We start from the raw sequence: 14,015 nt of genomic DNA on the forward strand, positions 1-14,015 counted from the left end.
ATATAGGCGAGATTCGATGCAAGTTCACATCGCCGATATTCACCACAATTGTTTCAATCGGCGTCACGTCTCCCCCCCCATCAGAGACCGTCATCCTGCTCTGTTATCGATGGGCAAACTTAAATAATGAACTTGATGCAGCCATTGCGATGCGATGGTTTGGTACTCCCCCTTACTAAGCTTCTTAAAGTCGGCGGCTGCACTATCGTATTGTTGCAATTCAAAATAACTGATCCCTCTAAGTAGCCTCCAATAGTCATTTTGAGGTTCCGTCGAGATCTGCCGTGTGAGCAACGGAAGCGCTTTTGCCCATTCGCCTTGGCTATAAGCTAACTGCGTTTGTGTCGCTAACAATGGCTCATTGGGGTGTTGTTCTAAATAACTCAACGCTTTTTTCTGTTGACGCGACAACAGCAATGACTTCAGCATTAAGCCTTGAAAGGTCATGTCATTCTTCAATTGAGATTGATGCTTTGACAATACTTGCGCCGCACCTAGCGGAGCATTTTCAGTGAGCATCAATTGGGCCAACAAAAGTATATTCTTACTCTCAAGTAAATGGCGGTCATCTAACCCAGACAATACTGCGATGGCTTGTTTTTGTTGATTTTGTAACAAGTAATTATAAGCCAACCCTAGCCAGTATTTCTTTTGTTGAGGGTATAATTTCGTCAGTTTTTTCAGCAACCGATTTGCTTTGTTTGGCGATTTCGATTGCTGATAAACGGCCAGTAGAAATTGATACCTTTCTTGTGTTGGCCGCTTATCGATCGCAGAAACGATCGAATGCTCAGCATCATTCCACATCTTCAGATGATAAGCACTATAAGCGCTGATGCTATCGACTTCCGCTTGAATTTGCGCTGTTGGAAACGCTTGCTTATCTGCTTTCCATAAGTTCGAGGTAAGATGCTCTTGCCACTGCTGTGTGAACACCAATGCCTCTGAGTATTGCTCAGTCTGATACGATAATTGAATCGCCAAATTGAGTAACTGACTCTGCTCTTGGATTGTAGGATCGTAGCTCAGTAATTCAACCGCTAGATCACGGCCACATATGTACTTCTGAAACTGCAAACACGCTTGTAAATATAAGCCAGCTGCGACGCGTTTATTTGCCGTTCCCTGCCCTTTTTGTTGCTTATAAAATCGTGCTATAGGGGCAATATCTGCACTTGGATCCTCAGTTAACCAACGATGTAATACTTGATAGCGTTCTATCACGTCGATATTCACTTGCGCGGCCACGACAGGGCTAAATAAGCAAAACAGAAAACAAAACCGTACAAGCATCGCTTACTTCTCCAATTGATAATTCACAACAACGCGTTGCCATTCTTGCCCCTTCTCCGGTGCAACAAATCGCCAACGCATCACGGCACGCAATGCCGATTGCAAAAAAACACCTTCAGGCGATTCATTCACCACTCGATGTTGTAAAGGCGCCCCTTTCTCGTCAATCAACAAATCAAGGGCTATATTGCCCTCAATACCCTTACGCTTTGCACTTTGCGGGTACTGAGGTGGCACTTGAAATGTGGGCTTAGCCATCGCAATACTCGCTTGAATCTGACTGCCTTCTGCCCAATTTTTTGACGACATATTGAATTGATAGGTTCTCGACATTTCCAACGACAGCTTAGGCTCAAAAGTGACTTTAGGTAGCACGACGTTCGTGACCGACTCCGCTAACACAAAATCCACGATACTAGGCCGTGCAGGTGCCGGGTTAGGAGCTGTCGCTACCTCGACGGGCAGCGGCCCTTCGGGCTCAATACGCGTTTCAGGTTGCTGAGAATACATACTGTAAATGGGATACGACAAAGGCTCATCTCGCTCGGCATTGGGTGCGATCAAACTGCTCACCAATAAGGCCAACAGGACATTAACCGCCAATGCTGCAATGGCAATAAGTAAGTAATGGGCGCTACTTCTCTTGGGTAGCAACAGCAACATTGCCGACTCCTACAAGACGTAAACTGTCGATCACTTCAATCAATTTTCCTGTCGGTACCCGTTTGTCTGCCTTGATTACCGCATTGCTCATAGGTTGCACTTGTACCTGTATACTCGCTAATGTTTTTAGTTTAGAGAGTGAGACTCGAGCCTCTTCGAACCACAACTGACCACTCTCGTCGATTGTAACATTCAATGAACGATTCTCACTTTGAGTCGAACTGCTTGAGCTTGGCCGGTCGATTGGGATACTCGAGTCTTTTTGAAAGGTCGCAGAGAGAATAAAGAAAATGAGCAATATAAACACAACGTCGATCAATGGCGTTAAATCAACCTGTGCGGAATCCTCCGCAGTTACATACGATTTAATTTTCATAACATTCTAATTTTTGTTTGAGCGTTAACAGTAAATGTTGGTTTCGTCTTTGTAGATGGTAAGCAAAGTACATCCCAGACAACGCTGCGACTAAACCTGCCAACGTAGTCAGCATCGCTTGACTGATCCCATCGGAAACGGCTTGCAATACATCGTCACTATTTAGGCGAGAAAAACAGCGCATCATGCCATCAACGGTTCCAAGTAAGCCAAGCATAGGTAACACTCGAACAAACAACCGAATTTCAGCCAAACCTTTTTGTAGATGCAAACGGACTTGGCTTAACCACCCCTGAATCAACAGCACCTGATCAGGTTTTGCCATGCAAGAGTAGCAGGACAAGGTTGCCTTCAAAGTCTGTGCATATTCTTGGTTGGAAAACTGAGATAAGCTCCAATAGCACCGCAGGATCAGCCCCCACATGATGAGAGAAATCAAAACGATCCCCCCCATCACACCACTCACATTCTCGGTCGATAATCCTATCAAGCTAAGCATTGCTGCCTCGAACGATGTCGTTTATCCACCACTAGGCTAGCGACTTGATGCTCGACGATTTCAGCTAGGCTTAAAGCCCGTGATTTCACGACACAATGCAATAGCAATAGAGGAATCGCCGTTAACAAGCCCATCTTTGTGGTCAGTAAAGCTTCGGCTATTCCACCAGAAAGCAGCTCACTGTTCGAAACACCTTGAGAAGTCAAAATAGAAAATGTTTCGATCATGCCGCCAACTGTCCCCAAAAGCCCCATAAGAGGAGCAATAGCAGCAAGTACTGCAAGAGTACCAATACCCTTATTTAACCAAGGCATCTCTTTACTTACGCTTGCATCAACCACATCTTCAATGTGCTCCGCTTCTTGGCAAGACTGCAATTTAAGCAACACGCGGCCCAATAAATTACTCGATTCAGGTGTATCGAGTTGTAATAGTTGCTTGTTAACTTCTCTTTGCTCTTTAGTTAGAACGACAAAGCGGAAAAGACCAATGGCGAAACCAAACGCCGCAACACAGCCAATCAGTGCACCCACCACGCCAGCTGAGCGATACGTGTCAAACCAACCAGATTGATATTTTGCGTTTGCCAACATAACACCAAATGTCGGATCTATGAGCCACTGCGAAACAGGAATTTCTAGCTGAGGCTGAGGTTCCAGCTGTTGCCATAACTGGCGTTCAGGAAGGTATTTAAGCCACCCATATTGTTCTGAATACTGGCTAAACGGACCAATATGTTGAATAAGAGACTTAACGACTTGACCGTTTGTCAAGACCACCTCTCCTCCTTTTAACCCCACCTTCGCGGTCGCGACCAATTGACCTGATAGCTCAATCCAAAATTGACGAATGTCTTCAATATCTACGTTGCGCTTGGATAGGTCTTGATGGTCTTCACTGAGTTTCCAGCTACTAAACTGACGGGCGTTATTGGAGAAACTCACATATTGAACCTGAGTGGTTTCTATCACATCATTAAGAGTTTCTCGACTCTGATTAAGTTGTTTTCTCTTCGTTTCCAACGCTTGCTGAAGCTCAATAATGCGTATTTCTAAATCTCGGTTATCTTGGTTAATCTGCGCTAAACGCTGTTTGGTATCTGTTACATCCGCCACCAAAACAGACAAATCTTGCTGCTTATTAGCACGAAAGCCCTCCACTTGAGCGTGTTGTATTTTATTAGTTTGTTTAAGTTGTTGCAGGATTTCTTCTAACCCTTGAGCTTGTAAAAAAAGGGAAGCAACAGCAAAATCACAGGCACAAAACGAAAGCTGATCATATTATTTAGATGAGTCATAAAACACCTATAAAGAAGCGTTATTTGCAAGTGCAGGAATGCGTAACAACGAGGGCGAATAACTGACATTTACGGCATCAATCGATCGCTTGAGCAGAGCCGATTGCTGATCGTCTAATGTTTGCCAGCCTGAACCGCTCTTCCACTGTGCACCTGTCTTTGCGTCTAAACTCAGGTAGTAATAACCAACACGCCCAACACGTAGAAAATTCACTTCTTGGGTAGGTGATAATCTCCCTTGCCAAGTTTCGACACTGTGTCCGTACCCAATTTCAACCTGATAGGCCTCAATAAGCTTGTTTAGTTTTTGTGCTGACGTAGCCGTCGGGTCCGCCAACTTTTCCTTTAACAACGACAAACGCAGTGACCGCTCTTGCATCAAGAAAGGCAAATCTTGCTCTACCAGAGCCTCTAAACCTTGATGCATTTCCGTTAACAACGGCAGCAAACGGATTTTTGTCTTTCGCATGTTATCCATCTCGTCGTCTAGCTCAACAAGCGCAGACTCTAACTGCTTTACTTGAAATGCGAGTTGCTGTCGGTATTTGGATTGCAGCCTCAATTCATAGCCTAATTGGCGACGATCTTCAGTGTACTGCTGAACCTGCCTGTCTAGAGACTCCACCTGTCGTTGTGACGCGACAGTCACAGACAAGCTCTGTAATTCCTCTTTAATGACGTCATCTGTCTTGACCTCCGCCCTGACTTGAGTAGAACACAAAAGGAAAGTGTAAATAACTGATATTATCAATTTATCAGAATTAAAGTTTGTTTGAAAAGAAAGCATATTTATAGGGGAAGCGAATGATATGTGAGTAACTATTATATGCCAATGATAATTATTTTCACTTAAAAGATAAACAACTATTTTAAAATTACACTGATGAACTTGATAAACACATTAAAAACAACAAGTTAAATTAACAAACAACATTATTACAACTTGATTTTATTAAGGTACGACCGGCTTCCGAAAGAAAGTTCAAAATTATTTTATTTTTTTCCACATCACTTGTTAACAAATTGAAAACAGATCACACACCCATTTGGTATATTATTCTAAATGAAATTAATTCTTACAAAGTGAGGTACACACTATTTCATTAGAATTAACTCACTTACATTACCGCGCATAATTCCCCTCTAAAATTAACAATATTTGAACATTTAAAATCAGAAATCAAAGAAAAATCAGCCATATGAATCGAGTTTAGCTCATTTACTAAGTGAATATTTTGCTGATAACATAATTGAGAACTATTCTCACTTACAAAAATAAACTATGACACATCTCAACAAAACTTCGCTTGCTGTATTCATCAGCGCCGCGCTTTTTGCCGGCTCTAGCGCTTACGCCGCTAGCACTGCTCAACCAAACCCAGAAGATCAACTAACCGTAACGGTCACCGATAAACAAGATGATGATCTCTCGTCGAAACAAACCATCGATCAAGAGGCCATAAAAAATACCCCTTCGGGAAATGGCAACCTAAGCGACTATTTAAAGTCCAACCCAAACGTACGTTACGCCGAAAGCGATCAAAGTGGTTTTACCAATGGAGAAATTAAACCGGCGTCAATCTCTATTAACGGTGCAGACCCAAGCCAAACGGCCTATATGTTAGACGGTATTAATATCAACAATGACATCGACCCTACTGGAGGCCTGTTTGAAGGTCATATAGGTGTAATACCAAGTCAAAGTTCTGAACAAGCCTATTTCTTTGACGCTAATATGTTAGCGGGCGTGACTGTTTACGACAGTAATGTGCCTGCAAATTTGGGTGGCTTTACAGGCGGCGCGGTGGTTGCTGAAACACGCCAATACAGCGGTAAAAGTCACACCCAGTTGAAATACCGTGGCACGCGTTCTAGCTGGGCTTCAATGAAGGTCGACGACAACATTAAAAACGACCTCGACGCAGCAATCCCACTGAGTAACGGTGCCATTTATCAACCAATTTATAAGAAAGAATTTTTTAGCCTCGTTACCGAACAAGGCATTACCGATAACATAGGTATGGTGCTTGGCTTTAGTCGCCGAGACTCAAACATTCGACAATCTCGTCAAATCAATCCAGCAGGTGACCGTGACAACCAAGATCACACTCGCCGCTCTGACAACATTTTGGCCAACTTCAATTGGACGCCAGACGTTAATCGCAGTTTGGAGCTGGGCTTACGCTATTCTGATTATAAGGAAGGCAAATATTTTGCTGATAATATCGACGGTAATGTCACAGACACCCACCAAGCCTATGGCACAACCTTAAGATGGAAACAATATTTAGCCAAAGGAACGCTAACGGCGACCGCAGCCTACGATAAGTTCGCTGACCAGCGTGAATCTAATAGCTCGCACGCCATACAAACCTTTGATATTGGTAACGACCGAAACTACGAAAGTGGCGGCTACGGCGACAGTCAAATCGCCCAACAAAACACCAACTTCATGCTCGATTATGCGCTTGACCCACTAACTTGGGGAAAAACAACGCATGCTATCAAATTAGGGGCTAGCCATCAGATCACCAACTATGATTTTAATCGAGATCAAAACGTAATCGTTGACCAACGAACCCTCTTTGCTGGCATGGAGTTTGGCGATACAAAAACGGTCTCGCAAGGTAACGTCAGTACTAAGTATCAGAATTCGACCGCTTATGCACAAGACATCATAAAGTGGAACAATCTTACTCTGCGCCCAGGGGTGCGAATTGAAAAAGACGATTACCTCGGTAATACCAATATTGCCCCACGGTTCTCAGCGAACTGGCAAGCACTGGCTAACACACGCCTTAATTTAGGCTTGAACCGCTACTACGGGCGTTCATTTGCTTCCATGAAGCTAGCCGGAGAGATTTTAAAACTAGATGAAAACCATTCTAGACGCTACGAATCTATTGACGGATTAAATACCCCTTACGCCGATGAGCTCAGTCTAGGCATCAACCAAAACGTCGGCAACTTTGCGCTAACTGCTCGCTATGTTCTGCGTAAGAACAAACAGCGATTAGTACCGGACGAAAAAGGCTCTGGTAACAACATAGTTGAAGAATACCGTAACGGCAGTGACTTCAACGTTAACATCTACACTTTGCAAGTGAGTAACGTAACCCCTTGGGTCGTTGGTCCTACTCATTGGAATACAACATTGGGTGCAGACTGGATTGACACTGATCGCAGTGACCTTCAAAAAAATATTAACCCAGATGAGTTAATTTTCCTTGATGGAAAAATGATGACCCGTCGACAGGCAGAACAAACCGTCAATAGCAGTGAGGAAGAATGGATGGTTCGCCTCGGCTTAGATATGCAACTGCCTAAGTATAATATCACCTGGGCGAACAAGGTGTATGTTAAAGCACCAATCACCGGTTACGAATACGATACTGATACCTCAATAGGTATCAGTAAATTCAATAGCTTTGACTTTGGCACCCACACCCAATGGGATACCCGAGTCCGCTGGCAGCCGCACCTCATTGCTACTCACAACATGTATGTGCAAGTCGATGTGCTTAACGTGCTTAACCAAGTTCGTCAGAAAACGGCTAGAGCAAGCCGCCAAGGCGATTACGGCGAATACACACCAGGCCGCGAATTTTGGCTTGAGCTAGGTTACGAATTCTAACCCCCTCTTAATTAAACACAAATAAGTGTTCCTAATTCAGCTCTGCTATTGGCAGAGCTGAACGCGTTATTGTCTAACGGTGATGTATGTTTCATAAAACAGAATTAGTATTAAAGAATAAGCGCTTTCTCGCGCAAGTCTGGGCGCTATCGGCTCCCTATTGGCGAAGTAATGAAAAAGGCATCGCCTGGTTATTGCTAACGATCGTCGTCGGCCTCAATTATCTGATCGTCGAAGTTGCTGTGCTTTATAGCAACTGGAACCGTGATTTTTTCAACCTAATGCAAAATGCTGAATGGGAGAACTTCTGGTCTATGCTTGGGACGTTCGTCTTGATTATGGGCGTCTATACGGTCGTGGATTTGGTCGAAGAGTATTTACGCCGTGGATTACGCATCCGCTGGCGTCGCTGGTTAACTCACACCTTTTTACAAAAATGGTTAGGCAAAAAACGGCTTTATCGCCATCAATTGCAATTCTCGAACAGCGATAACCCCGATCAACGCATCACTCAAGATGTAAAAGAATTTTGTGATCAGACGTTAAAAATGGGTTTGGAACTACTTCGTACCATTACTAGCCTGTTTTCATTTACGATCATTTTGTGGAATTTGTCTGGTAGCCTTAACTTCACCTTCGCAGGAAGTGAATGGGTGATCCCAGGTTACATGGTTTGGGTCGCTATCGTGTATTCTGTGATTGGTACATGGCTAACACATAAAATCGCTAAAAAGCTTATCCCACTGAACTTTGAGCAAGAAAAAAGCGAAGCCGACTTTCGTTTTCATTTAATGCGCGTTCGTGAGCACGCCGAGTCTATCGCACTACAAAGAGGCGAGCATGCCGAACTTTCGCGCACTCAAGGCTTGTTTGGAAAAGTATGGGACAACTGGCAACAGCTCACCGGAATGAAGCTCAAATACAGCGCCTTTACTAGTGGTTACAACGAAGTTGCTCGCATATTCCCCTACCTTGTCGCTTCTCCGCGTTTAATGAGTGGCGCGTTGCAACTGGGTGACATGATGCAAACAGCAACGGGCTTTTACCGAGTACAAGAGGCCTTCAGTTGGTTTGTGGACTCTTACGATTCCATTGCAGATTGGCGCGCTGTGACGGGGCGATTAATCACTTTCCACTCTCAACTGGAAAACTTACCTGATCAACTTCCAATGAAGGTTTCGGATAAACCAAGCTGGAAAAACCTCTACTTATTCTCGCCAGAAAAATCGCCACTGGTGCTTGAGCAATCTGGCTACATTGATCAAAATCTGACGATTCAAGGTCCTTCTGGATGCGGTAAAACCACCTTCATGCGAACACTTGCCGGACTTTGGCCCTATCACGAGGGCGAATTGGCGATGCCAGAGGATAAAGATTGCCTGTTCATTCCTCAAAAACCGTACCTCCCGCATGCTTCATTGCGAGACATCTTGCTATATCCACACCAAGATATTGACTGCTCGGATGCCACGTTAATTGAGTCACTTGAACGCGCTGGCCTTGTTAATTTAGGGACAGAGTTGAACGTAACAGCAAACTGGCAACAACGTTTGTCCGGTGGAGAGCTGCAAAAAATCATGCTTGCAAGAAGCTTAGTACAAAAGCCTCAATGGTTATTTTTAGACGAATCGCTTTCAGCACTCGACCCTAAGAGCTATCAAACGTTAAAGCTTGCCATCAAACAGCACTTACCGCATAGCAGGGTGGTTGAAATCTCACACCGAGAAAACAACGATGCCGACAACGCGCTATTAACTTTTTGTCCCCAAACCCAATCATTGAGATTTTCATGAACGTTAGCAAACTGTTAGCCGTTGGCACCCTACTTCTATTAAGCGGGTGCCAAACCATTTCACAAGCCTTTGAGCCAAGTGCGTCACTTTCTACTGCTAAAGAGCCAAGCCAATTACGATTTGATCCTTTGGTGACTACGGGCGAGTTAAGCAACGGATTTCGTTACTACTTAGTAGAGAACACTAAGCCCGAATCACGCGTGTATATTCGATTTGTTGTGAACGCAGGCTCGATGAACGAAGACGACGATCAACGAGGTGTTGCGCATATAGTCGAACACATGGCATTTAACGGAACTAAGCACTTTCCAGAAAACCAGCTCATTACCCAATTAGAGCAAGCTGGAATGAAATTTGGGGTCGATATCAATGCGTTTACTGACTTTGAAAATACGGTTTATACCTTAAACCTACCATCCAATGACCGTGATACTTTGGATCTTGCCTTGAATATTGTGTCCGACTGGGCCAGTAACGTGACTATGCTTAAAGGTGACTTAGATGCAGAGCGAGGTATCGTTTTAGAAGAATGGCGAGCACGCTTGGGGCCAATGCTTCGCTTAGGAGATAAAAAAAGTGCTATTGAAATGGCCGGTTCTCGCTATGTAGAACGCGACCCTATTGGCGATGTAGAAACCATTAATACCGCATCAAAATACCGTGTTGCTGATTTCTACCATAAATGGTACCGCCCAGACAATATGTCTATTGTGGTTGTCGGCGATATCAATAGTCAGCACGTAAAAAAACAACTTGAAACAAAACTTGGTTCACAAGCAACCCCTGCACACCCGTTAGAAACCGTCGACTATGACATCCCTCTACCCCAAGGATGGCGTAGCGCTTCCGTGCATGAGTATGGTATCACTACGCCAGCGGTAGAGCTGAGCTTCTTCTCTGATTTTCAAAGTGAAAACAGCACCTTGCGATATCAACAAGATCTCGCGGCGCAAGTAGCTACACGGCTGTTAAACGTGCGCTTACAAGCGTGGGAACAAAAGGCTAATAATTCGGTAAACTCCGCTACATTTTACTCGTCGAATCTAGGCAGAAATACAACTCAAGCGGTATTTTCTCTGCAGCTTGGCCAAGCCGACTATGACCAAGCAAGCAAAGAGATATTTCGCTTTCTAGCTCAACTCAAACAACACGGCTTTAGCCAAGCCGAGGTTGAAGGAGAGATCACGAGACTGAAATCTCTCAACGATCGTAACCGTGACAAGCCAATCTATAGTGTGGATTTGGCCGGAGATCTTATGGTTAGCGCTGCCAGCGGCCAGTTGTTACTCAGTAATGAAGATAAGCACCTGCTTAACCAACGCTTTTTGAATGAACTTAATCTTGAGCAAGTTAACACGGCTTTTCACGACATCATTGCTCCTCATTCACGTTTGCTGTTAACCACCCAACCCAACCCAACAAAGCACTCACCAAAACCTTCACAGCAAGCCAGCTCGATTCACTGTGGAATAAAACAATGGCTTCCGCACAACCTCAATGGAAACATGACAGCGTACACGCCAGCCTTCCTTCAGTTGAACTCACAACTGGCACTGTAAAGCTTGAAAAAGTTTGGGCGAAGCACAAGCTGACTGAATATCGATTAAGTAATGGCAGCAAGCTCATTTACCGATACAGCAACAGCAACCCTGGGCAAGTACACTTTAAAGCGCTGACATCCGGAGGGTTACGCTCGGTGGAGCGTTCCGACTACCACGCTCTACGCATCGCCAGTAATTTGGTGGATGAAACAGGCGTAGGCATAGTACCTCAAAGTGACATTCAAACTATTTTTAGAGGTAACCCTGTGGTTATGTCGACCATCATGGACGACTACCAGCAAGGCTTTTCCGGCTGGGCCAAAACCGACAGCTTAGAAAAAATGTTTCAGTTATTTCACCTCAAGCTGGCTGACAGTCCGGTTTCTGAAAAAGTGCTGAGCAAATATCAAACTGAAATGGATCAAAGGTACAGTGACGCAGGCCTAGATGGTGAAGATCAGTTTGTACGCCACGTGTCGTCTCTTCGTTACCCCAACTATGAAACGATTTACAGCGTAGACGGCCAAGACATCCACCGCCTAACGACTCAACAGCTTGCGAGTACTTACCAAAAGTACATCGCGAATAAAACCGATTATACCTATTTTATTGTCGGCGATATCTCACAGCGCAAAGTTGAACAACTGGTGGCACAATATTTGGCTTCTGTAACTGTTCACAACCAACCTCGTGTTCCATATTACGTTAATGCTCACTCACCTAAAATGCGAGTGAGTGTTAAGAATTCGAATGAACCTCGCGCCGAAGTGGAGCTTTACTTGACCAAAACCCATTCATGGCGCCCAGACGAAGCCTATTACTTAGAGCTAACTGGAGAATTAGTTCAAGAAGAGTTAAGGCTAAAACTGCGCGAGCAAGCTTCAGGAGTTTACAGCGTAACCAGCTGGTTCTGGCAAAACGCTAAATCAGCGCAAGCCGAGGGGCGGATCCAATTTTCATGTGCGCCAGACAGAGTCGATGAGTTGTTAAAGCTAACCCATCAAGTTCTGGACGACATAGCAAAAGATGGCGTAAACGAATCTGTTTTGCTCAATAAGCGAGCTCAAAGAGCCGACCAAATTGATCGCTTCTTACGCTCTGATCTTGGTATTTTGGCCGCAATGGAGCAAAGTTACATGCTCACGGAGAAACCTGTTCTCATCGAAGCGAACAAAAGAGCCAACAAAGCCGTCACTAAACGCCAAGTTGATAACCTTGCCTTTCCTTTCCTAAACCAAGCACAGCGATTTGAAGCCGTGTTGTTACCTAAAGAACAGGAATAAACTAGCTGAGAAACAAGTAGCTTTTTACGTTTATCCCGTCCCCTATACTTTGTAACTGTTCAAGTTTAGGGGACAATCATTAGCGTTCATGTCTGGATATTCCCCCAGTCAGAACTTCATATTACTTATTTATACGTTGTGAAACGGCTGCGTTTGGACGGACACGCGAATAGACTGAACACAGTGAAGACCCGAATGATGTTTTCTTAGCTTTAGAAACGAAGAAAGCTCTGAATTTTCAGTCAGGGCTTTCTAATTTGGCGAGAGTGAGGACTCACGACTGGCATTATAACCCATTGTAATTAATCAACTTACGTCAAGTCGACAATAAAAAGCATTACAATACGCATTACTTTTGGCTGGCGGTAGGGCCTTTCTACCATGTTTTTCAGCTACGCATCAATATGTGTTTTTTATATGCTTCGGGATACTTCAACAACAACCGGCCTATCTCCCAAGACCAACCTATTTCAACAATTTTTGCCGATGAGGAGATCTCGTCGCCTGTTTCAATATCAACCCAATTAAGCCCCGTAAACCTAATTCGGTTAATCAATGAGGATAGATCGACTAGAGCCTCGGGCTTTACTGAGCCTTCACCTCGAATAATAGCCTGGGCCATCGAGTGATTGCCGCCAGTAACAAGACCAACACACAGTGGCCAACAGTACTCAACACTATGATTTGTTGTTTGTTTGAAAGGACCATTCCTTAAATCTGTCCCTATAGAACCTAGGTTCCTGATAATGCGATTAGGATGCCAAGGGTTTGGTATAACAATATCACTTGAAAAGTTGAGCACTAGTGCCTCATTTTCATACTCATAATCACAGTACTCCCAATAATGGCCGTAGCGAGAGCTTGGGTAAAACAGCAATTGACCATGCTCAAAGCCCATCCCAACGTCATGATCATCACTAATATATGGCTTAAGCATCAACTCTGATTGCAGCCTTCTCCAAACTGTTTTTTGTAAATCAATTAAGCCTTCAAAATTACCTAATTCGTCCAACTCCGTAGCGCGCCTGATTAGGTTTTGAAAGTCTAGAGGAACTTCATCTTTTCTAGTTCGTTTGCTAAACACCAAAAACCTCCGTGGGTTAACTATACTGATCCATCAAGTAAACGGCCTTAAGCCTTAATTGAAGCGTGATATTCTTCGGTTGTAATATCCAATTGATGCACTACTTAAAGAGAAAAAGCCCACCAGAAATACAACGAACCATCTGTAACGTAGGTATCTATCGATTGCCGAATAGACGTCGACTGGTATCGGGCTATTCCATGCCAAACCAAAGCTAATAATACTGCAGAAAAATAACAAACAAGATAAAACGATTCCTAACTTTACCTTCCAATCACAAAGCTCAAAATACATAACCAACCCCCGTTATCAATCCTTGTCATACAGCTGAAAACACCAAGCCCACTCAGCTTGAATCTTATCCTTGAGCCCTGCTATTTCTTGTTCAATGTTGGACTTTGACTCACCGTCTAACGTGCTTGCCAACTCGGCTTCTAGTTCTTTAATTTCAGTGTGTAATGGCTCACAAGCTTTTTCTGCTCTAAATTCTTCTTTTTCTATAACACCCTGTCTTCTTACATCTTGGGCCTGACTCATTTGTATTCCTCACTT

At 44.0% G+C, this 14,015-nt stretch carries 12 protein-coding genes; 4 read left to right on the top strand and 8 right to left on the bottom strand.

The window, feature by feature from the left end:
• Nucleotides 1–90: 90 nt before the first annotated feature.
• The 6 genes from VTAP4600_RS04560 to VTAP4600_RS04585 form a co-directional block, all read right to left on the bottom strand.
• Nucleotides 91–1,293, bottom strand: a complete 1,203-nt coding sequence (locus VTAP4600_RS04560; RefSeq protein ID WP_102521703.1) for a tetratricopeptide repeat protein — start codon at nucleotides 1,291–1,293, stop codon at nucleotides 91–93.
• Between the two features lie 3 nt (nucleotides 1,294–1,296).
• The gene (locus tag VTAP4600_RS04565) at nucleotides 1,297–1,956 is read right to left on the bottom strand and encodes an energy transducer TonB (RefSeq protein ID WP_102521704.1); all 660 of its coding nucleotides are present in this window, start codon (nucleotides 1,954–1,956) and stop codon (nucleotides 1,297–1,299) included.
• Nucleotides 1,928–2,332, bottom strand: a complete 405-nt coding sequence (locus VTAP4600_RS04570) for an ExbD/TolR family protein (RefSeq protein WP_102521705.1) — start codon at nucleotides 2,330–2,332, stop codon at nucleotides 1,928–1,930. Before VTAP4600_RS04570 ends, VTAP4600_RS04565 begins: the two co-directional genes overlap by 29 nt.
• Complete coding sequence (locus VTAP4600_RS04575) at nucleotides 2,322–2,831, bottom strand: MotA/TolQ/ExbB proton channel family protein (protein WP_102521706.1); 510 nt, start codon at nucleotides 2,829–2,831, stop codon at nucleotides 2,322–2,324. Before VTAP4600_RS04575 ends, VTAP4600_RS04570 begins: the two co-directional genes overlap by 11 nt.
• Nucleotides 2,819–3,958 carry a MotA/TolQ/ExbB proton channel family protein gene (locus tag VTAP4600_RS04580; protein WP_145958553.1) on the bottom strand — a complete coding sequence of 380 codons (1,140 nt, stop codon included), beginning with the start codon at nucleotides 3,956–3,958 and terminating at the stop codon, nucleotides 2,819–2,821. The genes VTAP4600_RS04575 and VTAP4600_RS04580 overlap by 13 nt, the downstream gene beginning before the upstream one ends.
• 177 nt (nucleotides 3,959–4,135) lie before the next feature.
• Nucleotides 4,136–4,915: a DUF3450 domain-containing protein gene (locus VTAP4600_RS04585; RefSeq protein WP_102521708.1), complete on the bottom strand. Its 780-nt coding sequence runs from the start codon at nucleotides 4,913–4,915 to the stop codon at nucleotides 4,136–4,138.
• Nucleotides 4,916–5,410: 495 nt separating this feature from the next.
• Here VTAP4600_RS04585 and VTAP4600_RS04590 point away from each other — a divergent pair, with 495 nt between their 5' ends.
• The 4 genes from VTAP4600_RS04590 to VTAP4600_RS26155 all read left to right on the top strand — a co-directional run bounded on the left by VTAP4600_RS04590 (nucleotide 5,411) and on the right by VTAP4600_RS26155 (nucleotide 12,379).
• The gene (locus VTAP4600_RS04590) at nucleotides 5,411–7,762 is read left to right on the top strand and encodes a TonB-dependent receptor plug domain-containing protein (RefSeq protein ID WP_102521709.1); all 2,352 of its coding nucleotides are present in this window, start codon (nucleotides 5,411–5,413) and stop codon (nucleotides 7,760–7,762) included.
• 86 nt (nucleotides 7,763–7,848) lie between these two features.
• A complete protein-coding gene (locus VTAP4600_RS04595) occupies nucleotides 7,849–9,555 on the top strand; it encodes an ABC transporter ATP-binding protein/permease (RefSeq protein WP_102521710.1) in 1,707 nt (568 codons plus the stop codon).
• Nucleotides 9,552–11,114, top strand: coding sequence for a M16 family metallopeptidase (locus VTAP4600_RS26150; RefSeq protein ID WP_231897870.1), 1,563 nt, complete (start codon nucleotides 9,552–9,554; stop codon nucleotides 11,112–11,114). Before VTAP4600_RS04595 ends, VTAP4600_RS26150 begins: the two co-directional genes overlap by 4 nt.
• A complete protein-coding gene (locus VTAP4600_RS26155; protein ID WP_231897871.1) occupies nucleotides 11,033–12,379 on the top strand; it encodes a M16 family metallopeptidase in 1,347 nt (448 codons plus the stop codon). Before VTAP4600_RS26150 ends, VTAP4600_RS26155 begins: the two co-directional genes overlap by 82 nt.
• A 388-nt stretch (nucleotides 12,380–12,767) precedes the next feature.
• On the opposite strand, the gene VTAP4600_RS04605 is transcribed toward VTAP4600_RS26155, so the two are convergent.
• Nucleotides 12,768–13,463 (bottom strand): DUF6710 family protein, encoded by a 696-nt coding sequence (locus tag VTAP4600_RS04605; protein WP_102521711.1) that lies wholly within the window; start codon nucleotides 13,461–13,463, stop codon nucleotides 12,768–12,770.
• A gap of 309 nt (nucleotides 13,464–13,772) precedes the next feature.
• The gene (locus VTAP4600_RS04615; RefSeq protein ID WP_102521713.1) at nucleotides 13,773–14,000 is read right to left on the bottom strand and encodes a hypothetical protein; all 228 of its coding nucleotides are present in this window, start codon (nucleotides 13,998–14,000) and stop codon (nucleotides 13,773–13,775) included.
• Between the last annotated feature and the right edge of the window lie 15 nt (nucleotides 14,001–14,015).

The organism is Vibrio tapetis subsp. tapetis (genome assembly GCF_900233005.1).
Taxonomy (GTDB): Bacteria; Pseudomonadota; Gammaproteobacteria; order Enterobacterales; family Vibrionaceae; genus Vibrio; species Vibrio tapetis.